The 24698-nt window shown below is 35.8% G+C and carries 30 protein-coding genes, 1 pseudogene and 1 other annotated feature; of the genes and pseudogenes, 14 read left to right on the top strand and 17 right to left on the bottom strand.

Annotated elements, in window-relative coordinates; all coding sequences use genetic code 11:
- Positions 1-35 precede the first annotated feature (35 nt).
- The 5 genes from AZF08_RS26710 to ilvE all read right to left on the bottom strand — a co-directional run bounded on the left by AZF08_RS26710 (position 36) and on the right by ilvE (position 6034).
- The gene (locus AZF08_RS26710) at positions 36-1556 is read right to left on the bottom strand and encodes a 2-isopropylmalate synthase (RefSeq protein WP_033675226.1); all 1521 of its coding nucleotides are present in this window, start codon (positions 1554-1556) and stop codon (positions 36-38) included.
- Between the two features lies 1 nt (position 1557).
- Positions 1558-2568 (bottom strand): ketol-acid reductoisomerase, encoded by a 1011-nt coding sequence (ilvC, locus tag AZF08_RS26705; protein WP_033675225.1) that lies wholly within the window; start codon positions 2566-2568, stop codon positions 1558-1560.
- Between the two features lie 26 nt (positions 2569-2594).
- On the bottom strand, positions 2595-3107 hold the full coding sequence (gene ilvN, locus AZF08_RS26700) for an acetolactate synthase small subunit (protein WP_033675223.1): 513 nt from the start codon (positions 3105-3107) through the stop codon (positions 2595-2597).
- A complete protein-coding gene (ilvB, locus tag AZF08_RS26695) occupies positions 3104-4804 on the bottom strand; it encodes an acetolactate synthase large subunit (RefSeq protein ID WP_033675217.1) in 1701 nt (566 codons plus the stop codon). The genes ilvN and ilvB overlap by 4 nt, the downstream gene beginning before the upstream one ends.
- 72 nt (positions 4805-4876) lie before the next feature.
- Positions 4877-5105, bottom strand: a binding site (T-box leader).
- A gap of 32 nt (positions 5106-5137) precedes the next feature.
- Positions 5138-6034, bottom strand: a complete 897-nt coding sequence (ilvE, locus tag AZF08_RS26690; protein ID WP_033675215.1) for a branched-chain-amino-acid transaminase — start codon at positions 6032-6034, stop codon at positions 5138-5140.
- A 415-nt stretch (positions 6035-6449) separates the two neighbouring features.
- Between ilvE and AZF08_RS26685 the strand changes: the two genes are divergently transcribed.
- Positions 6450-6689, top strand: coding sequence for a DUF3911 family protein (locus AZF08_RS26685; protein WP_033675214.1), 240 nt, complete (start codon positions 6450-6452; stop codon positions 6687-6689).
- Between the two features lie 203 nt (positions 6690-6892).
- Complete coding sequence (locus AZF08_RS26680) at positions 6893-7132, top strand: YkuS family protein (protein WP_033675212.1); 240 nt, start codon at positions 6893-6895, stop codon at positions 7130-7132.
- 382 nt (positions 7133-7514) lie between these two features.
- Here AZF08_RS26680 and AZF08_RS26675 read toward each other — a convergent pair whose 3' ends face one another.
- Positions 7515-7604 carry a hypothetical protein gene (locus tag AZF08_RS26675; RefSeq protein ID WP_033675211.1) on the bottom strand — a complete coding sequence of 30 codons (90 nt, stop codon included), beginning with the start codon at positions 7602-7604 and terminating at the stop codon, positions 7515-7517.
- A gap of 114 nt (positions 7605-7718) precedes the next feature.
- The gene (ytfJ, locus tag AZF08_RS26670; protein ID WP_033675210.1) at positions 7719-8123 is read right to left on the bottom strand and encodes a GerW family sporulation protein; all 405 of its coding nucleotides are present in this window, start codon (positions 8121-8123) and stop codon (positions 7719-7721) included.
- 316 nt (positions 8124-8439) lie between these two features.
- On the opposite strand from ytfJ, the gene AZF08_RS26665 reads away from it, so the two are divergent.
- Positions 8440-8799 (top strand): imidazole glycerol phosphate synthase, encoded by a 360-nt coding sequence (locus AZF08_RS26665; RefSeq protein ID WP_082246083.1) that lies wholly within the window; start codon positions 8440-8442, stop codon positions 8797-8799.
- A gap of 33 nt (positions 8800-8832) precedes the next feature.
- On the opposite strand, the gene AZF08_RS26660 is transcribed toward AZF08_RS26665, so the two are convergent.
- The 3 genes from AZF08_RS26660 to AZF08_RS26650 form a co-directional block, all read right to left on the bottom strand.
- Positions 8833-10176 (bottom strand): TrkH family potassium uptake protein, encoded by a 1344-nt coding sequence (locus AZF08_RS26660; RefSeq protein ID WP_033675208.1) that lies wholly within the window; start codon positions 10174-10176, stop codon positions 8833-8835.
- Positions 10177-11114: 938 nt separating this feature from the next.
- Entirely contained in the window at positions 11115-11270 is a 156-nt protein-coding gene (locus AZF08_RS26655) for a hypothetical protein (RefSeq protein ID WP_033675439.1), read from the bottom strand.
- A gap of 281 nt (positions 11271-11551) precedes the next feature.
- Positions 11552-11971 carry a MarR family winged helix-turn-helix transcriptional regulator gene (locus AZF08_RS26650; RefSeq protein ID WP_033675438.1) on the bottom strand — a complete coding sequence of 140 codons (420 nt, stop codon included), beginning with the start codon at positions 11969-11971 and terminating at the stop codon, positions 11552-11554.
- Positions 11972-12191: 220 nt separating this feature from the next.
- Here AZF08_RS26650 and AZF08_RS26645 point away from each other — a divergent pair.
- A pseudogene (locus tag AZF08_RS26645) lies at positions 12192-12607 on the top strand (YrvL family regulatory protein).
- A 60-nt stretch (positions 12608-12667) separates the two neighbouring features.
- The gene (locus AZF08_RS26640; RefSeq protein WP_082246090.1) at positions 12668-13255 is read left to right on the top strand and encodes a thioredoxin family protein; all 588 of its coding nucleotides are present in this window, start codon (positions 12668-12670) and stop codon (positions 13253-13255) included.
- A gap of 28 nt (positions 13256-13283) precedes the next feature.
- Here AZF08_RS26640 and uppP read toward each other — a convergent pair whose 3' ends face one another.
- Positions 13284-14075 carry a bacitracin resistance undecaprenyl-diphosphatase gene (gene uppP / locus AZF08_RS26635; RefSeq protein ID WP_033675436.1) on the bottom strand — a complete coding sequence of 264 codons (792 nt, stop codon included), beginning with the start codon at positions 14073-14075 and terminating at the stop codon, positions 13284-13286.
- A 180-nt stretch (positions 14076-14255) separates the two neighbouring features.
- Between uppP and AZF08_RS26630 the strand changes: the two genes are divergently transcribed.
- The 3 genes from AZF08_RS26630 (at position 14256) to AZF08_RS30990 (ending at position 16031) form a co-directional block, all read left to right on the top strand.
- On the top strand, positions 14256-15614 hold the full coding sequence (locus AZF08_RS26630) for an MATE family efflux transporter (protein WP_033675444.1): 1359 nt from the start codon (positions 14256-14258) through the stop codon (positions 15612-15614).
- A 76-nt stretch (positions 15615-15690) separates the two neighbouring features.
- On the top strand, positions 15691-15864 hold the full coding sequence (locus AZF08_RS26625) for a hypothetical protein (protein WP_033675434.1): 174 nt from the start codon (positions 15691-15693) through the stop codon (positions 15862-15864).
- 17 nt (positions 15865-15881) lie between these two features.
- Complete coding sequence (locus tag AZF08_RS30990) at positions 15882-16031, top strand: hypothetical protein (protein ID WP_033675433.1); 150 nt, start codon at positions 15882-15884, stop codon at positions 16029-16031.
- Between the two features lie 34 nt (positions 16032-16065).
- On the opposite strand, the gene AZF08_RS26615 is transcribed toward AZF08_RS30990, so the two are convergent.
- Positions 16066-16278, bottom strand: a complete 213-nt coding sequence (locus tag AZF08_RS26615) for a hypothetical protein (protein ID WP_033675432.1) — start codon at positions 16276-16278, stop codon at positions 16066-16068.
- Here AZF08_RS26615 and AZF08_RS26610 point away from each other — a divergent pair.
- Positions 16242-16928: an aminoglycoside phosphotransferase family protein gene (locus AZF08_RS26610; RefSeq protein WP_082246089.1), complete on the top strand. Its 687-nt coding sequence runs from the start codon at positions 16242-16244 to the stop codon at positions 16926-16928. The genes AZF08_RS26615 and AZF08_RS26610 overlap by 37 nt on opposite strands.
- Here AZF08_RS26610 and AZF08_RS30985 read toward each other — a convergent pair.
- The 5 genes from AZF08_RS30985 to AZF08_RS26590 all read right to left on the bottom strand — a co-directional run bounded on the left by AZF08_RS30985 (position 16925) and on the right by AZF08_RS26590 (position 20057).
- Positions 16925-17086 carry a hypothetical protein gene (locus tag AZF08_RS30985; RefSeq protein ID WP_033675431.1) on the bottom strand — a complete coding sequence of 54 codons (162 nt, stop codon included), beginning with the start codon at positions 17084-17086 and terminating at the stop codon, positions 16925-16927. The genes AZF08_RS26610 and AZF08_RS30985 overlap by 4 nt on opposite strands.
- A gap of 96 nt (positions 17087-17182) precedes the next feature.
- A complete protein-coding gene (locus AZF08_RS26600) occupies positions 17183-17956 on the bottom strand; it encodes a hypothetical protein (RefSeq protein ID WP_153019605.1) in 774 nt (257 codons plus the stop codon).
- Positions 17957-17980: 24 nt separating this feature from the next.
- Positions 17981-18427: a flavodoxin gene (locus tag AZF08_RS26595; RefSeq protein ID WP_033675430.1), complete on the bottom strand. Its 447-nt coding sequence runs from the start codon at positions 18425-18427 to the stop codon at positions 17981-17983.
- Between the two features lie 17 nt (positions 18428-18444).
- Positions 18445-18582, bottom strand: coding sequence for a hypothetical protein (locus tag AZF08_RS30980; protein ID WP_167332922.1), 138 nt, complete (start codon positions 18580-18582; stop codon positions 18445-18447).
- A 296-nt stretch (positions 18583-18878) separates the two neighbouring features.
- A complete protein-coding gene (locus AZF08_RS26590; protein WP_033675429.1) occupies positions 18879-20057 on the bottom strand; it encodes a M20 metallopeptidase family protein in 1179 nt (392 codons plus the stop codon).
- A gap of 308 nt (positions 20058-20365) precedes the next feature.
- Between AZF08_RS26590 and AZF08_RS26585 the strand changes: the two genes are divergently transcribed.
- From AZF08_RS26585 to dltD, 5 genes are all read left to right on the top strand, one after another.
- A complete protein-coding gene (locus AZF08_RS26585) occupies positions 20366-20512 on the top strand; it encodes a teichoic acid D-Ala incorporation-associated protein DltX (protein WP_003206349.1) in 147 nt (48 codons plus the stop codon).
- Positions 20513-20524: 12 nt separating this feature from the next.
- Entirely contained in the window at positions 20525-22039 is a 1515-nt protein-coding gene (gene dltA / locus AZF08_RS26580) for a D-alanine--poly(phosphoribitol) ligase subunit DltA (RefSeq protein WP_033675428.1), read from the top strand.
- A complete protein-coding gene (gene dltB, locus AZF08_RS26575; protein ID WP_033675427.1) occupies positions 22036-23202 on the top strand; it encodes a D-alanyl-lipoteichoic acid biosynthesis protein DltB in 1167 nt (388 codons plus the stop codon). Before dltA ends, dltB begins: the two co-directional genes overlap by 4 nt.
- 70 nt (positions 23203-23272) lie before the next feature.
- The gene (gene dltC, locus AZF08_RS26570; protein ID WP_016113973.1) at positions 23273-23512 is read left to right on the top strand and encodes a D-alanine--poly(phosphoribitol) ligase subunit DltC; all 240 of its coding nucleotides are present in this window, start codon (positions 23273-23275) and stop codon (positions 23510-23512) included.
- Positions 23509-24684, top strand: a complete 1176-nt coding sequence (gene dltD, locus AZF08_RS26565; RefSeq protein ID WP_033675426.1) for a D-alanyl-lipoteichoic acid biosynthesis protein DltD — start codon at positions 23509-23511, stop codon at positions 24682-24684. The genes dltC and dltD overlap by 4 nt, the downstream gene beginning before the upstream one ends.
- The last annotated feature ends 14 nt before the right edge of the window (positions 24685-24698 follow it).

The following is a 24698-nucleotide window of genomic DNA, read 5'->3' as shown; positions in this document are numbered from 1 at the left end:
TAAGTAAGGGAATCTTCCCCTCACTTATCAAATTATTACTTTACAAGAGTTAACAACGCCTTTAATTTTCCTGCTGCATGTACATAAGCTCTAGCTGATGCTTCTAGTACATCTTGTGCAACACCAAATCCCGAAACTTGATGGAGTCCTTCTTTTAATTCGACATGAACATGAGCAAGTGCATCTTGGCCCTGTGTAATAGATTGTATGCGATAATCAGCTAACTCACACTCAAGCCCTAGAATTCTTTGAATCGCATTATAAATTGCTTCAATACTACCTGCCCCAGTTGCCGCATCTTCATATACATTCCCTTCCTCATCTTCTAGTGCAACTGTTGCACATTGTGTGCTATTTGATACGAAATGTACCTGCAACTGTTTAATGTTATATCGCTGTGTTAAAAATGCTGCTTCCCCAAGCACAAGTGCACGTAAATCTTCTTCTGTAATCTCTTTTTTACGGTCTGCCAGTCTTTTAAATGCCCCAAATGCTATATCTCGCTCTTCTTCTGTAAATTCATAACCTAATTCTTTCATTTTTTCAGTAAATGCATGACGTCCAGAATGTTTTCCAAGTACAAATAGATTTTGTGATTCACCAATAAGTTCCGGTTCAATAATTTCATACGTTGTTACTTCTTTTAAAACACCATCTTGATGGATACCCGATTCATGAGCAAATGCATTTGCTCCAACGATCGCTTTATTTTTCGGTACAACCATTCCCGTTAAACGACTAACTAATGTACTTGTTTCTTTAATCTCTTTTAGTGTGATTGAAGACTGTGCCTCATAATAGTCTCTTCGAATATGCAAAGCAACTGCTACTTCTTCTAAAGCCGCATTACCAGCCCGCTCTCCAATACCATTGATGGTTCCCTCTACTTGCAGTGCCCCGCCTTCAATAGCAGCTAAGGAGTTTGCCACTGCCATACCGAGATCGTCGTGACAATGACAAGAGAAAATCGCTTGTTCATAAGAAGGAACGGATTCTTGTAAATACTTAAAAAGAGAATAATATTCTTCTGGATTTGTATAACCTACTGTATCAGGGATATTAATAACATCTGCCCCGGCACGAATGGCAGCTTCCACAGCTTCCGCTAAAAAGGTGCGTCCTGTTCTTGTCGCATCTTCTGCAGAAAATTGTACTGTCGGAAATAAAGATTTTCCTAATGCGACAGAACGATGAATACTATCTAATACATCTTCTTTTGACATACAAAGCTTATATTTCATATGAATATCACTCGTTGCCAAAAAGACGTGTAGACGAGGTGAAACCGCAGCTTTTACTGCTTCATATGCCTTGCGAATATCAATTTCCTTTGCCCTCGCTAAACTCATAATAGAAGCATTTTGAATGGTTTCTGCAATACGCTTTACAGAGCGAAAATCCCCCTCAGAAGCTGCTGCAAATCCCGCTTCCATTACATTTATCCCCAGTTTTTCTAACTGCCTAGCAATTTGCAACTTTTCTTGTTCATTTAAATTAACTCCGGGTGATTGTTCGCCATCACGAAGCGTCGTATCCATGAACAAAATCTGTTTCATATTATTTAACCTCCGCCCTTACTTTCGGTTGTACAAATGGCATCATCTCACGTAATTTACGTCCAACAACTTCAATTTGATGTTCATTTTCCTTTGCGTTTGTCGCATGAAAATGTGGTTTTCCTGCTTTATGCTCTGCAATCCATCCTCTTGCAAATGTTCCATCTTGGATTTCTTTTAATACTTCATCCATCGCTTTCTTCGTATGCTCTGTTACAACACGTGGTCCTGATACAAAGTCTCCCCACTGCGCTGTATCAGAAACGGAATATCTCATATTTTCAAGTCCACCTTCATACATAAGATCAACAATTAGTTTTAATTCATGTAAACATTCAAAATATGCAAGTTCTGGCTGATATCCCGCATCAACTAGTGTTTCAAATCCGGCTTTTACAAGTGCCGTAACGCCCCCGCAAAGAACAGCTTGTTCTCCAAATAAATCTGTTTCCGTTTCCTCTTTAAACGTTGTTTCTAACACTCCCGCTCTCGTTGCTCCAATACCATCTGCATAAGATAGTGCTTTTTCAGTTGCCATTCCGGTTGCATCTTGATATACAGCAAATAACGCTGGAACAGCTCCGCCTTCGGCAAACGTACGACGTACTAAATGCCCTGGTCCTTTTGGCGCTACTAGAAATACATCTACATCCTCTGGTGGCGTTACTTGATTAAAATGAACGTTAAATCCATGAGCAAATACGAGAGAATTTCCCGATTGTAAATTCGGTGCAATTTCTGCTTCATACACTTCTGACTGTAATTCATCAGGTAGAAGAACCATTACTACCTCTGCTGAATGCGTTGCCTCCGCTACTGAATATACAGAAAATCCATCTTCTTTCGCCTTCTCCCATGACTTCCCTGGCCTTAGTCCAATTACTACTTCAAAACCATTATCACGTAAGTTTTGTGCATGAGCATGACCTTGTGATCCATATCCAACAACCGCTACTTTCTTTCCCTTTAATACATTTACCATTACATCTTTTTCATAATAAACTTTTGCCATTTTCTTTTCCCCCTATATTTAAATGATTAATGAATTAACATAATTTGTTTATCTTGTTTTTTCATGCTACGTGTAAAAGCAGTCACACCTGTTCTTGCAATTTCTTTTAAACCATATGGGCGCAGTAGTTCAATTAAAGCCTCTACTTTCTCTTGCGTACCTGTTACTTGCACAACTATGGAATCCTTCCCAACATCTATTACAGCGGCTCGAAATGGCTCAATTAAACTGTATAATTCCGCTCTTGATACACTTGATGTTGCTACTTTAATAAGAGCGAGTTCTCTTGCAATCATAGCTTCTTCTGTAATATCAGATACTTTGAGTACATCAATTTGTTTATGAAGCTGTTTAATTAACTGTTCAACTTGCTGTTCATTTTCAACATGTACGACAAATGTCATCCTCGAAATATCTGATGATTCTGTGTGACCAACCGAGATACTTTCAATATTAAAATGCCTTCGCGTCATAACACCTGTAATTCGATTTAATACTCCGCTCTGATTTCGAACAGTTGCTGTAACAATCCTTTTCATCTTTTTTCCACCCCCTCCATTTGGTGAACACCTTTTCCAGGAGCAACCATCGGCATAACCTTTTCAGACTGAAGTACCCGGCAATCGATCACTACAGGCTCTTGCAATGCAATTGCTTCTTGTAATTGCTCCTTTGCAAGTAATGGATCTTCAATTCTTACCCCTTTTATACCGTAGGCGTGAGCGAGTGCTACGAAATCTGGTTGACAAGAAAGCAATGAATGAGAATACCTTTGGTTATAAAACTCATCTTGCCACTGCCTTACCATCCCTAAAGCTTCATTATTTAAAATCAAAATTTTAACTGGCAAAGAATGTTCCTTTAATACACTTAGTTCTTGTAATGTCATTTGAAAACCCGCATCACCAACTATTGCTACGACTAATTCTTCTGGCTTAGCGATTTGCGCACCAATTGCTGCTGGAAACCCAAACCCCATCGTGCCAAGCCCTCCTGATGTTACCCATTTATCTGGATATTTCAGCGGATAATATTGTGCAGCCCACATTTGATGCTGACCAACATCGGTTGTAACAATGGCTTTCCCTTTTGTAATTTCATATAACATATCAATTGCTGCTTGAGGTTTAATTTTTTCTGAATCTTGTTTATAAAAAAACGGATATTGTTCTTTTCTACTTTTTAAAAGTGAAAGCCATTCTTGGTGATTTTCTTTTCTTTCCTTAGAATCTAACATTGCTTCTAACGCCTGCTTAGCACTAGCGACAATTGGAATTGCTGTAGGAACATTTTTCCCGATCTCCGCTGGATCGATATCAATATGTGCGACAGTTGCTTCCTTCGCAAAACACTCTAAATTTCCTGTAAGACGATCATCGAATCTTGCACCGATATTTATGAGTAAATCACACTCATACAAAGCCATGTTTGCCGTATAGGAACCATGCATTCCACCCATCCCTAGAAATAATTCATCATCTGGTGGAAATCCTCCTAATCCAAGGAGTGTATGAACAACAGGTATACGATGCATTCGAGCAAAATCAGCTAGTTCTCGTGTAGCTTTCGCATGTAAGACACCGGCTCCAGCTAGAATTAATGGTTTCTTTGCAGAAGCAATCGCTTGTAATAACTTGTTAATTTGCAGTGGATTAGGTTCATAATTTGGTTGGTATCCTGGTAAATCCATTTGTACGTTGCTACATCGCTCTCCTTGTTCTGCTACCATATTTTTCGGAAGATCGATAACGACTGGACCCGGTCGTCCTGTTCTCGCAATATGAAAAGCTTCTTTAATAATCCGCGCTAAATCAGATGCTCTGCGTACTTGATAATTATGTTTTGTTACCGGCATCGTAAGTCCCATAATATCCGCTTCTTGAAAAGCATCACTCCCAATTAAAGTTGTAGCTACTTGCCCTGTAAAAACAACAAGTGGTAATGAATCAATCATCGCATCTGCAAGGCCAGTAATTACATTTGTCGCACCAGGACCACTTGTTGCAATGACAACACCAGGTTTTCCTGTAATTCGCGCGTATCCTTCCGCTGCATGAATCGCTCCTTGCTCATGCCTTGTTAAAATATGAGGAATTTCACAATCATAAATTGCATCATAAAGCGGCAGAACAGCACCTCCTGGATAACCAAAAATAACTTCTACGCCTTCCTTTCCCAATGCTTCTAACAACAGCTGTGCACCAGTTGCCATTTTCTCTTCCGTTTTCGAAGACATCGCTCTTACGAACCCCCTTTAAAATTGTTTTATACAATAAAAAAATCCTACGTCCACACTCCAGCTATGTGCTGAAGGGACGAAAGATTTCGCGGTACCACCCTTCTTCGCAAGAACAGTTCTTGCCTCAGTGACTCTTGAGAGAGCCTAGCTAATAACGGAGCTACCGTCTAAGCCTAGGCAAATGCTTCAGCTTAGCACTCAAGGGCGATGTTCGTCGACGTGAACCATCGGTTTCCAGCAACCACCGACTCTCTGTGAGGCTTCACAATCAACTACTCCTCCCTATCAACGCTTTACAATTTCATCATGAATGAATCATTCATTCTTTCATCATCCAACCTTATTTTCTTCGTAAATTTTTTCCCCATCTTCCACAACTAATTTACGAAACTCTTCTAGTAAACGATTTGTATGTAGACCCGTTTTTCCAGAACCAATTGTGCGTCCATCAACTGTCGTAACTGCAATAACTTCAGCCGCAGTTCCTGTTAGAAACACTTCATCAGCTACGTATACATCATGTCTTGTAAATAATTCTTCTCTTACGTCATATCCAAGCTTTTCTCCAATTTCCAAAATAGCATTTCTTGTAATTCCTTCTAACGCTCCTGCCGAACTTGGCGGTGTTATTAATTTGTTTCCTTTTACAATAAATACATTATCGCCAGATCCTTCAGCAACATAACCTTGTTCATTTAGCATGAGCGCTTCTTGTACTCCAGCTAGTTTTGCCTCAATTCGAACTAAAATATTATTTAAATAGTTTAAAGATTTTACTTGTGGTGTTAATACGTCTGGCCGATTACGACGAGTTGCAACCGTTACAACCGGAATTCCTTTTTCGTAATATTCTGACGGGAATAAAGATAATTGTTCTGCAATTACAACTACATTCGGTTTCGAACAAGAATCAGGATCTAATCCAAGATTTCCAGCACCTCTTGAAACAACTAATCGAATGTACCCGTTAGATAACTTATTTTGGCGGATAGTGTCAACAACAATCCCGGTCACTTCTTCTAACGTATATGGAATTTCTAACATAATGGATTTTGCTGATTCATATAAACGGACAAGATGTTCTTTAAGACGGAAAACATTACCACTATAGACACGAATTCCTTCAAACACCCCATCTCCATATAAATAACCATGATCATATACTGAAACTTTAGCTTCGTCTTTTGGTACAAATTCTCCATTTAAGAAAATCCATTGCTCGTTCACTTAAAAGCGCCCCCCTATGTTCTATGAATTTTTTATTGTTTCCTAGTTTACTCTCCTTTTTAAATAAATCAAGATAATTTTTAGAAAATTTACAATTTTTAATTTTATGTACATCCCTATTGATATTGATTTACCAACATTGTTAACGTTTACAAAATGTCAAAAAAATTTTTTTATCAATTTTTACTCTAAAAAATATTTGTTTAGAAGAAGGATTTTTGTCAAATGATGCGAATCTATTGTATTCAATACACGGATGTCCGATTTTATATATTCGAGAATAAAAATGAATTTTGATTGAAAAGAAGGAAAATAAGCAAAATAAAATTGTTCACAAATAACAATCATATTTTTCATGTAGCACTCATAATCCTATTTTTAAAAAACAATTTGTCAAATCAAGGAGGAAAATAATATGGCATGTGTACAAATTAAGGGAACGAGACAAGAAGTAGTGGCAATGCTGCAACTATTTGACTTAATGGATACGAAAGGTTTTTGTAAATTCAACAACTATGTAGAAGTATCTCCAAATGAAGAACACAATGATAACTTTACCGCTTCCATTGACATTCAATCCAATGACCATTCTACTCAAGATAAATTAAACGATCAATTTGTAAGTCAAATGCTTACTGGTGTGTATAACGACTAATAAAGTGAAACTTCCATCAGTGGTGTTTCCTTCACTCTCCGCTGATGGATAGTTGAACCAATCAGATGATTCGGCCTACTTTTTATAATGCGATTATAACTTTCTACCTGTAACACAATAAGCTCCTATCTTCTCTCCCTAAAAAAAATGTAAATATCTCCTGAAAATTTGAGCATATTACTAGATGGTAGGAGGTGAAAAATATGGCGAAAATTGGTGTTGAAGATTCTTTAACAGATGTTCAGCAAGCACTACAGCAAAAAGGATATGAAATTATCTCACTGCGCTCAGAAAACGATGCACAAGGGTGCGATTGTTGCGTTGTAACTGGACTAGATTCTAACGTGATGGGAATTAGTAATGTAGCTACCAAAGGTTCTGTGATTGAAGCAAGTGGCTTAACAACGGATGAAATTTGTCAACAAGTTGAAAGTAGACTATAAAATATCGTGTCTATTGTATGTACCTTATACAAAAAGAGAAGCCCCCTTATGAAAAGGAGACTTCTCTTTTTTATATTCACCTAACGGGAAAGTAACATTTACTGGATGAAAGCCCTACCTCTCTCTCATCAATACGGTTCCTCTGACCGCTCCTGATACACTAGTATGTGTATAGCTTACAAATTTAACTTTTTAGGGTCTGTTCACAAAAGTTGTTGATAAAATTACCCGATCTTTCGCAAACTTTTCATGTTACATTTATAAAAATATCCAATATATACTAGCTGTAACCGAGACACGAAATGTAATTTTAACATTTAAAAAATAATTCGTCAATATTTATTTTAACAAAATAAAAACAGACGTTACGATCTGTCTGTTTTTAAAATGGCGCTTTTTCTTTTACTACATAAACAACAAACCCGCTTACTAACATACATAAGCCGACAACAAAATTCTTGATATTAATCATAAGTCCTCTCCCTTATTTCATCAATCATATATATTTACATTGCAATTATATTTATCGTCCCTAAACACACTTTTTCTAATATATCATAATTCCTAAAAAATGCAAGTTTGTTTCTTAACGACCTTTTACAATTTTATCCATAGCACTTGGCACTGTGTTTAACGCTTTCTCAATCAAATGTGTACCGCTATGTAAATGTAACACTTGCACACCACCAGACCCTACAACTAAAAACGCAACTGGGTTGATTGAAACCCCCGCACCGCTTCCTCCTCCAAATGGGTGACCTTTTCTCGTTTCTTTGTGCTGCCCTTGTCCTGTAGTATTTTTCACACCACTAGACGTTTCTCCTTTAAAATCACTTCCTCCTGCACCAAACCCAAAAGCTACTTTTGAGACAGTCAACACAACATTTCCATCAGCTGTCGAAACAGGACTTCCAACAATTGTATTTACATCAACCATCTCTTTTAAATTTGTCATTGCTGTTTTCATTAAGTTTTCAATTGGATGTTCCATCATCTAAACCACCTTTTCCTCATCATTCTTTTTTATACTTTCCAAAATAGAGGAACTCATACCAAGTTTTACAATTCATAAAAAATACTGTTTTATTAACTATTTGCCTCCGCTTAAAAACTAAAAACAGTTCACATCTCCTTCAATTTAATAAAGAGGAGCTCCCATCAGTTTGAGATTCATCCTCACTGATGGTTATCCTTCAACAACTGACCGTCTACGGAAATTTATTTCCCACCTACCTTCTTTTCTGTTACTACCTACAAATAGCCGGATAAAAAAGAAAAAGATATACATACTACTAATGAACCTTGCTATGAAAGGAGACATTACCTTGACTGATAAATTTAATGAACACCATAGAACCGAAGGGGATTATAAAGAAGAGTATGCGGCAGAGGTTGCGCCTCAGCGTATTAACTATGATGATAAAGACGATGGAAAATCAAAAACATCAGGAGCCACAGCAGGATTTATCGCTCTTGCTCTTGCTGTACTGTCACTCTTTACATTCCCAACACTCTTTGGACTTGTTTCGGTTTTGCTCGGCATTTATGCTTATAATCGCGGAGCTACTGTAACCGGTGGAATTGCAGCAGTTGTTGGAGGAATTGCGGCAGTTGTTGCCATCTTATTCCGCGCTGCAATAATCGGTTTATTATTCTCACTTTTTTAAAGAAAAAAGGTATCTCGCTTTTCGCGAGATACCTTATCCTGTAAAAACATCTTCTGATGGGTATCGAATCTTTTGTTTTGCTGGTCGCGCTAAAGAAAATACCAGTGTTAACGGTCCAATTAACCCACAAAACATAACAAACATAATGATACATTTTCCAATGGCTGATAACTTGGCTGTAATCCCCATCGTCAATCCAACTGTACCAAACGCTGAAATCGTTTCAAATAACAGTTGAACAAAACTAAAGTTTTCTGTAAGCATCAATAAAAATACTGCTACAAAAATAAGAATTTGGCTAGCAACCGCAATCGCTAACGCTCTCGTTACTGTCGACATTTTGATTGTACGATGGAATAAAACAAAATCTTCTTTCTTTCTAAAAAAAGAAACAACTGATGTAATTAAAATAACAAATGTCGTTAATTTAATTCCGCCACCTGTCGATACACTTCCTGCACCTATAAACATTAAAATCATCGTAAATAATATTGATGTCTCTTCCATGCCTCCATAATCCACCGTATTAAATCCAGCAGTACGTGGCGTAATACCTTGGAAGAATGAAGCCCATAGCTTTTCGCTTAAAGATAGTGGTCCTAATGTTTTCACATTATTATACTCCAATACAAAAATTACAATCATGGCAATAATATTAAGTACTATTGTTCCAATAATCATAACTTTCGAATGAAGTGATAGTTTCTGAAAACTACGACTATACCATATATCAATTAACACAGTAAACCCTAAACCACCTATAACAATTAAAGAACAAATCCCAATATTAATAATAGGATCTCCTACATAACGTGTCAGGTTATCTGGCCAAAAGGCAAATCCTGCATTATTGTATGCTGCAATAACGTGAAAAAAACTATAATATAAACCTTTCCCAAAACCGAATTCTGGAATAAATCGAATGGATAAAAAAACAACTCCTACTAGTTCAATACAAATAGAAAAAATAAAGACTCGTTTCACTAATTTTACAAGTCCGCCAATATTCGTTTGGTTAAAGGCTTCTCCAATTAACAAACGATGACGCAAGCCAATTTTTTTTCCTAATACCCAAACAATTAAAATTGCAATGGTCATTAATCCAAGACCACCTGTTTGAATTAAAAACATAATGACAATTTGACCAAACATTGTAAACGTACTTGCGGTATCTACAACTCCTAAACCTGTTACAGTTGCTGCCGATGTTGCTGTGAAAAAAGCATCTACCCAACTAATTGATTCTTTTGTCGCGAATGGTAGTTTTAATAACATTCCCCCGACAACAATTAAACAAAAAAAGCCCATTGCTAAAATTTGCGGCGGACTTAACCGTATAAAACGATTATAAAATCCTTGTTTGTTTGTTGCTTTCATATCACTAACTCCCTTAATAAAATAAAACTTTCATTTAACATAATTTCCCATCACACTGAGATAGCATCCATCTAGTAGAGAAATAAACTTCTATACTCTTATAATATAGTTGAGCATAATCCTTTTTTTCATAGATTTCAACTTTTATTTTCATATAAGATAAAACTGTTATTGACCTAATTTCCTAGCCCATTCACTTATAAAATACCGTTACTAAAAATTTCTAATCAACCTCCCTTATTCTTACTATCTTCTCTATTTCTCCTGAAAATTTTCATATTAGCTATTCCCTCTAAAATCAAGAACCTTCTACTGATAATTTTTCACAAATACCTAAACATAATTTGAAAATACCTATCCCTTTCACTTCRAATTCACAYTGAATTCACACSTATCTTTTATATTATAACTATCGAAGCTGTTCCTCCCTAATAATGAGACATTCCCCAGTGTCTCGAACAGCTTTCCATCCCTAATTAAAATTGACATAAATTGTTCCCCTTCCATGACCACCTTGTTCTAACAAAGGTGGTCTATTTTTTTATCTCTTATTAACCTGAATCCTAAATTTCAAATTGAACAACAGTTACATAGTAGCTATTCCCCTCTATCATAAGAAAACCTATCAATCAATCTACCTACTTCCTATTATTCACAACCAACTAATTATTGAAAATTCCCTATCCCTTTCACTTCAAATTCACATTGAATTCACACSTATCTTTTATATTATAACTATCGAAGCTGTTCCTCCGAAGCTGTTCCTCCCTAATAATGAGACATTCCCCAGTGTCTCGAACAGCTTTCCATCCCTAATTAAAATTGACATAAATTGTTCCCCTTCCATGACCATCTTGTGCTAACGAGATGGTTTATTTTTTATTTCAAAATACAATACAGACAGGTCCGTAGCTTCCCAAAAAAAGGAGTGAATGTATTCACTCCTTTTTTGATTTACTTCCTTTTTTCGAACGATATTCTTTTCCTTTATTATCATTACCAGTTACAAACTCTGAACTGAATTCTTGTTGAAATTGTCCTGATTTCGGCGAGCCTTGATTTCCACTTCCTTGACTACCATTGCGATTTGTCATCTTTCTTTCTCCTTTCATCTTTTAGTATGAATAGTATTGTCTTTATCGCTACAATCATGCACATCTCGTTTTTTATTTCATATAAAGTGAAACTTCCATCAGTGAAAGTTTTCTTCTCAACACTGAGGATTATCCTTACCAATGTAGCTTTTATGAGCAGTAAACCTCCATCTCGCCTCTAATCCTTAAGGCGTAAGCCTATTCCCCATTAATGCGAAACAAATAAAAAAACCTCCCCAAAAATCAGGAAAGGATTTCTAACTACATATTTCATACTCTTTCTATATAAGCTTCTTTGAAATAGATATCATGGTGTGCATCTCTTCTCCGGATAAAGCCGAAAATCTTTCTTTTAAATACTGTTTTTTCGCAGCCTCCATTTTTGCAACCAACTCTTTCCCTTGTTCCGTAATCTCTAAATATACAACACGGCGATCAGATGTAGAACGTGAACGCATCACAAAACCCTTATTAATGAGTTTTTCCGTCACAGCTGTAATATGACTATTTGATACATTTAATTCGTTCGCTACGCGTGAAACCATCTCTTTATCATTACGGTTTAGTATACGTAGGACAAGAAACTCATTCCATGGTATGTAACCGCCAAATATTTTTCCAATATCATTACGCAACGAGCGAAACATAGCAAAGACGTTGGTAGATAGGTCCTCCATTAATTGCTCACGATTATGAGACATCATTTACATCTCCTTTTATTTTATTTCATTTAGTTAAATAAAAACTTTATTAATTATTTTATCCTATAATATGCTTTTTGTCACCTTATTTTTCCATACACTCTAGGTTCTATGAGCTCAATTGGGCTACAAAAAGAGTACGATTCCTCATCACATATTTATGCTATAATCAAAAAATGAAATATTTACCATTTAAATTCAAATATTTTAAGGGGGTATCATGGAGAAGGACGAGGATAAATTTTCTGATTTAAACAAAAAAGAGAAAAGTTTAATCATTGGTAGTATTACTTTTCTCATTATTATCTCTTTTATATTCATTTTCTTTGCGTATGTCGGAGTTTTTCGATTAATTGGTGTAGAATATACTTCACGAACCGCCCTACTATTATTTTTTTATTACTTCTTATTTTAGATGGATTTACTCATTTCATCATATTATTTTTTAAAGTTCTTTTAAAAACTTTATTAACGTACATGCAAAAGTAGCTCCCTTTCTCACTTCTTTCTCTTATAGAAACCTCACTTGATTGGCTCGTTATGCATACTGCCGATGATTGGATACAAAATGTTACAATATCAAATAGAGCTGAACTACTGATTGTCCTTGTCTTTTTTACTTTAGATAAATTATGACCTACTGATAATAAAAAGAAAGAGTAAGATTACAAGCTTTTCTCTATAAAAATTGGTACAATGAAAGCAAAATATACTAAAGAGGTGTTACATATGACATTACAACAATGGGCTGATAAAGGCATGTCCTTTGATACATACGTAAATGAAATGACTGTTAACCAATATGAGCTTTTACATATTTATAATAATTTTTTAATTCCAAACGAGTTGCTTCCTGTTTTAGAAGAACGACAAAATGATGGATGGCGCGTTATCGTATTAACAGCCGACTGGTGTGGGGATGCTCTACTATGCGTACCTGTAATGAAACGAATTTGTGAAGTTTCTAATATTGATATGAAATTACTCATTCGCGATGAAAACCTAGAATTAATGGATCAATACTTAACGAACGGAACAGCTCGTGCCATTCCAATCTTTATTTTTATCGATAGAGAAGGAAATGAACAAGCCGTTTGGGGACCACGCGCTCCAAAAGTACAAGAGTTAGTGACTTCTATGCGCGCTACATTACCAGAAAAAGAGGATCCGCTATTTGAAGAAAAACAAAAAGAAATGTATGCCAATTTCCGTGCAACACTAGCCGATGATACTTCCCTATGGGAGCATGTGCTGGAAAATATGATTGAAAAAATCGTAAAATAAAAAAAACTGCCGAATGGCAGTTTTTTTATTACATAATGAAGAAATAAAACACCGCTGCTAAGATAAAACGATAATATGCAAATGGTGTTAACTTTACACGAGACAATAATTTTAAGAATGAAACAATTGCAAGCATCGCTACAACAAACGCTGTAATAAACCCGCTTGCAAATAATGGTAGATCAGCTGCACTTAGTACATCCCAGCTTTTAATTAAATCTAATCCACTTGCAGCCACCATCATCGGTACCGCTAAAATAAATGTATATTCAGCTGCCGCTGTATGCGACACGCGTGCTAATAAACCACCGCTTATTGTAGATCCAGAACGTGAAAACCCTGGCCATAACGCTAAACATTGGAACATTCCAATTGTAAATGCTTGTTTATATGTGATTTCATCTAATGTTCTTGCTGTACTTGGTTTTGAAAACTTCTCAGCAACAATCATTAAAATACCACCTGCAACTAAACTAATAACAACCGGTCCTGGACCAAATAGCACTTCTTTAATTGTACTATGGAATAACACACCAAGTATTCCTGCTGGAATCATCCCGATAATGATATGTAGTAAGTTTAACGATGGCCCTTCCGTTACTTTCCCTATTCCAACTAATGACCATAAACGTTTCCAAAATATAACGACAACCGCTAAAATCGATCCCAATTGGATAACAACTTCAAAGACTTTCGCTCTCTCGTCGTCAAATCCAAGTAAATGCCCTGTTAAAATCATATGTCCTGTTGATGAAACCGGTAAAAACTCTGTCAATCCTTCAACAGCACCCATGATTAATCCAATTAACCAATCAGCCACGAATAGTGCCTCCTTAATAACTAATATGTAATTTTTCACACCTTACCATAATACCTTATCCCTCTTTAAAGTGCATCTTTTTTTTCATCTATTTCATGTGCACATGCGCGTATTTCTTTTCTATTTTTTGATTAAATTGTATGATGATAAGAGTTTGTTCTTATGCGGAAAGGAGCTTTTATGAAAGAAACCAACTCACTCTCACAGAAAACGAAACAATTTGTATTACTATTCTTCCCGATTTTTGTAACGCAAATGTCTTTATTTGCAATGAGTTTTTTTGATACGACAATGTCGGGACATGCAAGTCCTACCGATTTGGCAGGGGTTGCAATCGGAACTAGCGTATGGATTCCAGTTAGTACGGGGTTAACTGGAATCTTAATGGCCACTACTCCTATTATCGCGCATCTTGTTGGCTCTAAGCAAAAAGGTGCCGTTCCTCACGTTGTGATACAAGCTGTATATTTAGCTATCAGTGTTAGTTTCATTGTTATACTCATAGGCTTCCTTGCTGTTTCACCAATTCTAAAAGGCATGCATTTAGAAGAACAAGTGGAACACATTGCCTCTCAGTTTTTAAGTATTATTGCAATTGGTATTATCCCTTTATTTATCTATACCGTATTGCGTGGGTTTATTGATGCCCTAGGGAAAACACGTACCACAATGATTATTACACTACTCTCTTTACCAATTAACGTCATTTTAAATTACGTATTTATCTTTGGTCATTTCGGATTCCCAAAACTAGGCGGCGTTGGCGCTGCAATTGCTTCCACAGCAACGTATTGGTGTATTTTAATCATCACTATCATTATTATCTGCACGAAAGAGCCGTTTGCATCCTTTGGTATTTTCCAGAAGTTATATCGCATATCTCTTTCGAGTTGGAGAGAACTATTAAAACTTGGTGTACCTATCGGCTTTGCGATCTTTTTTGAAACGAGTATTTTTGCTGCTGTTACACTTATGATGAGTAATTTTAGTACAACGACAATTGCAGCGCACCAAGCAGCTATGAACTTTGCATCACTGTTATACATGACTCCTTTAAGTTTAGCAATGGCTATGACAATTGCAGTGGGATTTGAAGTTGGGGCAAGTCGATATGAAAATGCAAAACAATACGGGTTTATCGGTATTGGTCTGGCACTTGTATTTGCCTTATTATATTCCATTCTGCTCTATTTCTTTGACGATCAAATCGCATCTATTTACACTACAGATGCCGCTGTCCATGATTTAGCAAAAGAATTTCTCATCTTTGCCATTCTATTTCAAATTTCCGATGCGATTGCTACTCCAGTGCAAGGTGCACTCCGTGGTTATAAAGACGTAAATGTCGCTTTAATCATGACGCTTATCGCCTACTGGGTCATCGGACTTCCGCTCGGATATATATTAGCAACCTACACTTCCTGGGCAGCGAAGGGATATTGGATAGGTCTTATTTTAGGACTAGCATTCGGGGCTACCTTTCTGCTCGTTCGCCTCTTTCAAGTACAACGTAAATATCAATCGAAAAGAAGTCGCTAATGATAGCGGCTTTTTTTCATTATGCATAGTTCCCTTTTATAACGTATAACATAAGGAAAAAGAAAGGTATAAACTTATGGATGAAAAGAAAAAACAGCACTCCTATGATGAAGAGTTTGCTCCTGAAATCTCACCTGGATACCGGCAAGATATTCATAAACCACCTCAATATAAAAACACTTCCTTCTTAATTGGAATTGGTATTTTTGGGGCAATATTACTTGTACTCATTATTTTCGTCTACTTTTAATCGAAAGGAAATTTCATATGGACAAACAAACCTCAGTTTTTTCGAAAAGAGTTGTAAAAACACAAAAAGGTTATGCAGGAGATTCTGTAAATACGCATAAGCAAATCGAACAAGGAAATCTAGAAATTGCAAAAAAAGAAATTGGACAACAAAACGAAAATCTTTAAATATAAAAAATGTCCCCACCTACTGGGGACATTTTCATTTTACATGCTGCCACTGCTTAGCAATTTTAAACGTATTATCTTCTTTTACAACTTTCACCTTATAGCTTAATTGCATTTCACTTTTCTCCCCATTCTCGATACCCGAAATGTAAGTAATAGCATTATAAGTAAAACTTTCTTCCATTTCTTTCAACACTTCTTCATTAGCAAATTTATATTCTAAAGTATGGAAACGATTTAACTCCATCTTGTAGTTATTATAAACTCATTCATGGAGAGCTACTAACGGAACAAACTATAGCGGGATTACATACAATAGAACGAGAAACAATTATTACACAGCTTGCTACCTTTCTTGCTTCTTTACATACGATCCCAATAGAACATGCTATAGGATGGGGATTTTATGATGAGAGGCCACTCACATACTGGCAACAGATTCAAACTAAATTGCACGATTATCTTTCTCCTACCCTTACATCGCTAGAAAGAAAAGCTTTTGATTGCTTATTTGAGAATTTTTTTGAATCTATGTGCTCGTCTTCCTTTCAAAAAGCGGTGATTCATGCTGATCTTACACATCACCACATTTTATTTAATGGGGAGCAAAGAAATATTGCGGGAATTATCGATTTTGGTGATGCACAAATTGGAGATCCTGCCTTTGATTTCGCTGGATTATATAACGATTTTGGTAGTAAATTTACAAACTCCATATATAAACAGTACTGTATTCTTGCTCCCCACCATGATTCATCATTCTTTGAACGCAACGTTCAATTTTATCAATACAGTCCGTTGCTCCATAACCTTGTGTATAGCTTTGAAACAACTAATGAGCAGGAGATTAAGAAGAATCAAAACAAGTTACAAATCATACTTCAGGGAACGAATTAACTTCTTTCCCTGTTCTCCTTCTCCTCGTACATCATTAATTTTCTATCCATCTCTACAATTAATTTATACATTTGAAACACCTGTAAAATTTGTAATCGAACCCAAAAAGGAGCCTGTTGTTCTTTTAACCATTGAAATACTTTCATTTCATTTTCCACTAGTTATCCCCCTTTTCCAAATTTACCCTGCATATATAACCTAAATGATGAAAAGCTTTTCATGTCAATAAAAAAAGGATGCGAATTCGCACCCTTTTAATGTAATATAGATTTTTTTTGAATGAGTGTCTCTCGCTCTTCGTCTACTTTACATTCCTTCCGAAAAGCGCAGCTATTACACTCAGAACGTAGTATTCGCTCTGTATAGTGCTCTGGTTGCTGTAACATCTCTTTCATCCTATGTAGATCACTCATACCAGCTATAATATCTTGCTCTTTTGGAACATAATCATACCTAGTTCCTTCTATTAAACTAACAATTTCAATTCTTTCAGGAAGAACTCCAAAAGCTTTATGGCTAAAAACAGCCGTTAACTTTTGGCAAAGAGCAAGCATCTCTTCATTTGCATCAATAACATATTTTTTAATTACAAACGATTGTGTAGACCACTCACCAACTTCAAACGTTAATGAAATTTGCACCCCTAGTTCCTCCATATATGTTTGGAACTTCTCATATAAAAATAAAGGCGGCATTTCACTTGCTTCATTTTTCACAAATTTTAATAGATGATCCGTTAATTTTGCCAAAACAATATAGTATTCTGCTTTAGAAGCAAACATACTAATCTGTACTTTATGCCAATGTTTTTCCAATAACTCTAACAAAAAGACTGTACTTTGTTTTTCTGGTGGTGACGTGTAATAGTCACTAATAATTTGATTTACAATCGCTTGCACCATTTGTTGCCATTCAAATGAAGAAGGTTCTCTTCTTTTTATATGACGAAAATAAAATTTATGCGGACAACGCATAAAATCATATAAATGATAATCTGTCATCGTTTTGATTGAGATTTTCCTCTGCACTTGCTCTTCATCTCCCTCTCGCCATTAAGAAAGGTGTTTTACAAATTCAGTACCAAATTGAAGACACTTCTCTACATCTTCATCTTCTGGCGTTAATTCTACTTTTAGCCCTTCCATCACAACTTCTGCACCACGTTCTTGTAGCTTTTCTACTAAAATATCAACAGCTGCACCGTATTTCGGATAAGCAGAATCACAAGAACCAAACACAGCTGCTTTTTTACCCGCTAATTGAATTTCTTCCATTTCATCATAGAAATCTAAGAAATCATCAGGAAGTTCACCATCTCCCCATGTATATGCTCCTAAAATAATACCATCATATGTTTCTAATATAGATGCTTCTGGCGTAGTCATGATATCAATTACTTCAATCTCATTTCCTGTTTCACGAATTGCGCCCGCAATATGATCAGCCATCTCTTCCGTATTTCCACTCATACTTGCAAAAATCATTACAAATTTACTCAACTAAATCTCTCCCTTAATTATGTATCGCTTCTTTTGTTTGTTTTGTTTGCTTTCTTCTCATCCACATATTCAGCACGAATTACATTCCGTTGCCATTCTATATGCTTATCTTTATTTTTAATTTCCCTTTGTTCAAAGCGAAATGTTTTCTTCATTTCTTTCCCTTATCCATTCTCTTACCTATTATTTAATTGATAATAATTATCAATTTCAACTATATAATTAGATTAATTGAAAACGATTATCAAAGTCAACACCTATTTTTAAAAAAATAATGAAAAGATACAAGCTTGTCCGGTGACAATTCATATATTATAAATGAGCATAGTTCTTTCTCAGCCCTCTCTAACGGAAAGAAATAGAAGCAACTGCGATTGTCGCAGTTGCCTTTTTTGTGTATTCCGAAGCCAATTTTTGATTTTATAAATTGTTTATCCTGTGTTCACACTTTTTAAGCTTTTAGTAATTTCATTGTCGCTTGTAAAAATAATTCTGCCCCATAAATTAACGCAGACTCATCTACATCAAATTTTGGATGATGGTGCGGATAACACGTCTCCATTTTCTCATTCCCAGTTCCTAATTTAATAAAGCATCCCGGAGCTTTTCTCAAATATGCAGAGAAATCCTCGCCCCCCATTGAAGGAGCAAGTTTTACAATTCGCTCTTTTCCAAATAACTCTACTGCGCTGTCCTCCACTACCTTTGTAATGAATACATCATTAATTACAGGATCATATCCATAGCGATATGTATACGTATATGTTGCACCATGTGCATCTGTAACTCCCTTAGCAATTTGTTCAATCCTCTCTTCCGCTTCTTCCCTTAATTTTTGATTAAAGGACCGGACTGTTCCCATTAAATATGCTGTATCAGGAATAATATTATCTGCTGATCCTCCATGAAATTGTGTGACTGAAACTACTCTTTGCATAAAGGCATCTGTATTTCTTGATACAATATGTTGTACATTGGTAATAATTTGCGCCCCAACTGCTATTGGATCTATTGTTTCTTCTGGCCTAGCAGCATGACCTCCTCTTCCTTTTACTTTAATTGTAAATACATCAGGCGCTGCCATCATAGGTCCATACACAATCCCAATTTTTCCACTTTCTAATCCAGACATGACATGTAAGCCAATAATATAATCCACATCGTCCATTACACCGGCTTCCACCATCTCCTGTCCACCACCAGGATATACTTCTTCTGCGTGTTGAAATAAAAGACGAATTTCTCCTTCCCAATCTTCATTCATGCTGGCTATTGCTTCCGCTGTCCCTAATAAAATAGCCGTATGTGCATCATGCCCACATGCATGCATAACTCCTGGAGTAACTGATGCATACGATTTAGCCGTCTCTTCTTGAATCGGCAACGCATCCATATCTGCACGAATTGCTACAACTTTTCCTGTTTTCTTTCCTTTTTTCTTTGCCATCACACTATATGTCGTCGGCCTTGTTACCTCAAAAAATGAAAAAGACTTTAAAGTATTATATATAAATTGTGAAGTTTGTTCTTCATGGAATGATAGTTCAGGAAATTTATGAAGATGTCTTCGCCACTTTATAATATTTTCCTCTGACACACCCTTCCGTCCTTCCCGTTTCTTGTACTCCATTCCTAACAACCTCCTTTCTATTCCTTACATTCTTATTCCATTCACATTACATAATTGTCCTTGTCATCATTTTATTACTAACTCCCTTATTACATGGCTTCTCATCTCACATGACAAATTGATTACAAATTCATAAAGAATGTAATATAATTACTAAGTTAGGGATTTTCTTTTTTAGTATTTAGTGCTACTATCAAAAAAGAGCCTTTTGTCTTGGTTTTACCTAAAATGTGGAATTTTGTTTTTTTCACAATGATGTAGGATATGATACCTACATATAGTTATTATTTCATAAGAGAGGGAAAGAGATGGAAAGATTAAAAGAGATATGGTCTCGACCACTCACACAATGGTTTGCAAAAACTTTTTATTACCTTGCAATTTTGTTTGCGTTACTTTGGTTGTATGGATTCCATGATACAAACACAAGTACATTTATTTACAATGAATTTTAGGGTGGGAACGTTATGAAGTTATTAGAACAGATCGAAAAGTGGGCGGTTGAAACGCCTGACCAAACCGCTTTCGTTTGGCGAGATGCGAAAATTACGTACAGACAATTAAAGGAAGACTCTGATGCATTAGCTCATTGGATTTCCTCTGAGTATGCAAATGATCGCTCACCAATTATGGTATACGGCCATATGCAGCCAGAGATGATCATTAGCTTTTTAGGATGCGTCAAAGCTGGACATGCTTACATTCCAGTAGATTTATCTATTCCAGCTGATCGTGTACTACGTATTGCAGAAAGTTCCGGTGCAAAATTACTTCTATCAGGGGCAGAAGTGAAAGAAACTGAATTACCAGTTCGCATCGTTTCTGAAAACAACTTAAAAGACATTCTCTTTACTCATAAAGGGAAAACACCAAACCCTGAACATGCAGTAAAAGATGATGAAAACTTCTACATTATCTATACGTCAGGGAGTACAGGTAATCCTAAAGGTGTACAAATTACGTACAATTGTCTTGTAAGTTTTACGAAATGGGCAGTTGAAGATTTCAACTTACAAACTGGACAAGTGTTTCTAAACCAAGCACCTTTCTCGTTTGATTTATCTGTAATGGATGTTTACCCGTCTTTAATAACAGGTGGTACACTTTGGGCAATCGACAAAGATATGATTGCACGTCCAAAAGACCTATTTGCTTCTCTAGAACAATCAGATGTGCAAGTATGGACTTCCACACCATCTTTCGCAGAAATGTGTTTAATGGAGCCATCTTTCTCTGAAAGTATGCTACCAAATATGAAAACATTCTTATTCTGCGGTGAAGTGTTATCGAATGACGTAGCAAGAAAATTAATTGAGCGCTTCCCGAAAGCGACAATTATGAATACGTACGGTCCAACTGAAGCAACTGTAGCTGTAACAGGCATTCATGTTACGCAAGAAGTAGTTGATACATATCAATCACTTCCAGTTGGCTATTGTAAATCCGATTGCCGCCTTCTTATTATGAAAGAAGATGGTACGATTGCACCAGATGGTGAAAAAGGTGAAATCGTAATTGTTGGTCCAAGCGTAAGCGTTGGATATTTAGGAAGCCCTGAACTAACGGAAAAAGCATTCACAGTTATTGATGGCGAACGTGCCTACAAAACAGGTGATGCTGGCTATGTAGAAAATGGTCTCCTTTTCTATAACGGTCGTCTTGATTTCCAAATTAAGTTACATGGTTATCGAATGGAATTAGAAGAAATCGAACATCACCTGCGCGGTTGCTCTTACGTAGAAGGAGCTGTCGTAATTCCAATTAAAAAAGGTGAGAAATACGATTACTTATTAGCAGTTGTTGTTCCTGGAGAACATTCATTTGAAAAAGAATTCAAATTAACATCTGCAATCAAAAAAGAACTCAATGAGCGATTACCAAATTACATGATTCCAAGAAAATTCATGTATCAATCTTCTATTCCAATGACACCAAATGGAAAGGTAGATCGCAAAAAATTATTGAGTGAGGTTACAGCATGACCGCATATGGATCATTTTATTTTTTCGCCATAGTGGGCATTTTATTAATACCTACTATCATAGCTGGATTAAAAGGTAAAATGTTGCGTAAATATAATGCTGCCCTAACGCTAATCATGCTTGCTATTATCTTCTCGGATAAACCAAAACAAGCGATGATGTTAGCAGCATTTATTATTTGGCAATATGTCCTTATTAAAGGCTATTTACTACTAAGAAAACAAAATAATAATACGTTCATGTTTTGCATGGCTGTTATTTTATCGATTTTGCCATTAGTTCTGGCAAAAATCGCACCATTTGCACCTGAATTAAAATTCATTGTTTTTGCTGGTATGTCTTATGTAACATTTAGGGCAGTACAAATGGTATTTGAAGTTCGTGACGGTTTAATTAAAGAATTCTCATTCTTTAATTTCTGGGAATTTGTTCTGTTCTTCCCAGCTATCTCGACTGGACCTATTGATCGTTATCGTAGATTCCAAAAAGATATTCAAAAACCACCAAGTGCTGAAGAATATCAAAAGTTACTCTATACAGGTATTAACCGTATTTTCCAAGGTTTTCTGTATAAATTTATAATTGCTTATTTACTAAAGAAACATATTGTTGATGCAGTATTTGCTAATCAAGATACAATTTTCTCTAATGCAATTTATATGTATGGCTATAGCTTGTATTTATTCTTTGACTTTGCGGGTTATAGTGCATTCGTAATCGGTGTAAGTTATATGATGGGTATTAAAACACCAGAAAACTTTAATAAACCATTTATTAGTCGTAACATTAAAGACTTCTGGAACCGTTGGCACATGAGCTTATCATTCTGGTTCCGTGACTTTATTTATATGCGCTTCGTCTTTTTCGCAACAAAGAAAAAATTAATCAAAAATCGCTATACGATTTCATACATTGGTGCATTTTTGAACTTTTTCATCATGGGCGTTTGGCATATTTTAGGTGAACATGTTTATCAGTACATTATTTACGGCCTGTATCATGCTGCTCTGTTTATTTTGTTTGATATTTTCGAACGAAAAAACAAGAAGCACAAGTTCTGGCCAAATAATACATTCATGCATGTTCTTGCAATTGTGATTACGTTCCATGTAGTTTGTTTCGGTTTCCTAATCTTCTCTGGTCGCCTAAACAGATATTTTTAATGACTAGCTTCTTTTCTTACAGCTAAGAAGTTACACATAATACATTTCGGATATAAAGGAGATTTTAAAAATGGCAGAATTCAAAGATCAAGTATTAGATATTTTAGAAGAAGTATGTGAAAACGATATTGTAAAGGAAAATCCTGACGTACAATTATTTGAAGAAGGTATCCTTGATTCTTTCGGTACAGTATCTTTATTAGTAGAATTCCAAGAGCGCTTAGATATTGAAGTATCTATTTCTGATTTCGATCGCGATGAGTGGGCAACACCAAATATGATCATTAAGAAGTTGGAAGATATCCGATGAAAAAAGCAACCTTTGGTCCGATGCTCTTAGCATTGGCCCTTTTTGCTGTATTCTTACTTATTCCAACACGCTTTCTACTTCCACTTGTAAGTGACAAGAAAGTAGAACAAGCTGCAACTTCTCTAAAAGAAGAAAAGATTCAAAGTATGATTTTACAGCAAAAAATGTTAGAAGACCCGAAATACCTTCCGATGTATGGTTCATCGGAATTTGCACGAATGGATGCTTTTCATCCATCTAATTACTTTAAAGTAAAGCCTGAAGGGTTCACACCATTTCTTCTTGGTCGCGGCGGAACACAAGATCTTATCCACGTCTTAAACTTTGCATCCACAATGGATCAATTAAAAGATAAAAAAATGGTCTTTGTTCTTTCACCACAATGGTTTGTACCACAGGGAATTGATGAGACACACTTTGCACCTAATTTTTCAAAACAACAAGGCTACCATTTCCTTTTCAATAATGATGTAAAGCCTGAAATGAAAAAACAAATTGCAAAACGCTTATTAAATTTTGAAATTGTAAAAAAAGAAATATTGCTAAAAACATCTTTAGAAGGCATTGTCTACGATGATACAAAACATAAAATTAAAGCAATTGCAGCGAAACCATTCGCTTACCTTTATCGTAATATTTTAGATCGTAAAGATTTATTTACAGCGATGTTCAATATTAAACCGCATAAAGAACAACTTGATCCATCATTGAAACAAATGAACTGGGATGAAGCACGTAAACACGCTGATCAAACTGGTACGTTAGAATCAAAATCAAATCAATACGGTATCGAGGATGGTTACTTTAATAGCAAGATTAAAGGGAAATTAAAGCAGCGAAAAGGTTACTTAAAAAATGATGCTTACCATAACTCTCCAGAATATGAAGATTTACAAATTGTACTTGATTTATTAAAACAAACAGGTGCAAAACCACTCTTCATTTCTGTTCCTGTAAAAGGTCCTTGGTATGATTACGCTGGCTTCCCAAAAGAGCGCCGCGAATTATACTATAAGAAAGTTCATGAGCAAATTAAGAAAGCTGGATATCCGATTGCTGACTTCTCGGATCATGAATATGATAAATACTTCTTAAAAGATCATATGCATTTAGGTTGGAAAGGCTGGGTATACATCGACGAGGCAATCCAACAATTTTATAAGGCTAACTAGTAAAAAGACCACTT

This window comes from Bacillus gaemokensis (genome assembly GCF_001590835.1).
In the GTDB taxonomy this organism is placed as follows: domain Bacteria; phylum Bacillota; class Bacilli; order Bacillales; family Bacillaceae_G; genus Bacillus_A; species Bacillus_A gaemokensis.
Note: the sequence above shows the minus strand (reverse complement) of the source record. Positions and strands in the feature narration are given on the sequence as shown.

Bases quoted from the DNA above. Each gene is read 5' to 3' on its own strand.
- AZF08_RS26675 (WP_033675211.1), bottom strand. From the start codon at position 7,604: ATGATTAATATCAAGAATTTTGTTGTCGGCTTATGTATGTTAGTAAGC.
- dltA (WP_033675428.1), top strand. From the start codon at position 20,525: ATGAAGTTATTAGAACAGATCGAAAAGTGGGCGGTTGAAACGCCTGAC.
- AZF08_RS30980 (WP_167332922.1), bottom strand. From the start codon at position 18,582: ATGAAGAAAACATTTCGCTTTGAACAAAGGGAAATTAAAAATAAAGAT.
- dltD (WP_033675426.1), top strand. From the start codon at position 23,509: ATGAAAAAAGCAACCTTTGGTCCGATGCTCTTAGCATTGGCCCTTTTT.
- dltB (WP_033675427.1), top strand. From the start codon at position 22,036: ATGACCGCATATGGATCATTTTATTTTTTCGCCATAGTGGGCATTTTA.
- AZF08_RS26665 (WP_082246083.1), top strand. From the start codon at position 8,440: ATGAAAGGAGACATTACCTTGACTGATAAATTTAATGAACACCATAGA.
- AZF08_RS26680 (WP_033675212.1), top strand. From the start codon at position 6,893: ATGGCGAAAATTGGTGTTGAAGATTCTTTAACAGATGTTCAGCAAGCA.
- AZF08_RS26655 (WP_033675439.1), bottom strand. From the start codon at position 11,270: ATGACAAATCGCAATGGTAGTCAAGGAAGTGGAAATCAAGGCTCGCCG.
- ilvC (WP_033675225.1), bottom strand. From the start codon at position 2,568: ATGGCAAAAGTTTATTATGAAAAAGATGTAATGGTAAATGTATTAAAG.
- AZF08_RS26615 (WP_033675432.1), bottom strand. From the start codon at position 16,278: ATGGAGTTAAATCGTTTCCATACTTTAGAATATAAATTTGCTAATGAA.
- AZF08_RS26710 (WP_033675226.1), bottom strand. From the start codon at position 1,556: ATGAAACAGATTTTGTTCATGGATACGACGCTTCGTGATGGCGAACAA.
- AZF08_RS26590 (WP_033675429.1), bottom strand. From the start codon at position 20,057: ATGGAGTACAAGAAACGGGAAGGACGGAAGGGTGTGTCAGAGGAAAAT.
- AZF08_RS26640 (WP_082246090.1), top strand. From the start codon at position 12,668: ATGAAAGCAAAATATACTAAAGAGGTGTTACATATGACATTACAACAA.
- AZF08_RS30990 (WP_033675433.1), top strand. From the start codon at position 15,882: ATGGACAAACAAACCTCAGTTTTTTCGAAAAGAGTTGTAAAAACACAA.
- AZF08_RS26685 (WP_033675214.1), top strand. From the start codon at position 6,450: ATGGCATGTGTACAAATTAAGGGAACGAGACAAGAAGTAGTGGCAATG.
- ilvN (WP_033675223.1), bottom strand. From the start codon at position 3,107: ATGAAAAGGATTGTTACAGCAACTGTTCGAAATCAGAGCGGAGTATTA.
- AZF08_RS26630 (WP_033675444.1), top strand. From the start codon at position 14,256: ATGAAAGAAACCAACTCACTCTCACAGAAAACGAAACAATTTGTATTA.
- AZF08_RS26625 (WP_033675434.1), top strand. From the start codon at position 15,691: ATGGATGAAAAGAAAAAACAGCACTCCTATGATGAAGAGTTTGCTCCT.
- ytfJ (WP_033675210.1), bottom strand. From the start codon at position 8,123: ATGGAACATCCAATTGAAAACTTAATGAAAACAGCAATGACAAATTTA.
- dltC (WP_016113973.1), top strand. From the start codon at position 23,273: ATGGCAGAATTCAAAGATCAAGTATTAGATATTTTAGAAGAAGTATGT.
- AZF08_RS26660 (WP_033675208.1), bottom strand. From the start codon at position 10,176: ATGAAAGCAACAAACAAACAAGGATTTTATAATCGTTTTATACGGTTA.
- AZF08_RS26585 (WP_003206349.1), top strand. From the start codon at position 20,366: ATGGAAAGATTAAAAGAGATATGGTCTCGACCACTCACACAATGGTTT.
- AZF08_RS26650 (WP_033675438.1), bottom strand. From the start codon at position 11,971: ATGTCTCATAATCGTGAGCAATTAATGGAGGACCTATCTACCAACGTC.
- ilvB (WP_033675217.1), bottom strand. From the start codon at position 4,804: ATGTCTTCGAAAACGGAAGAGAAAATGGCAACTGGTGCACAGCTGTTG.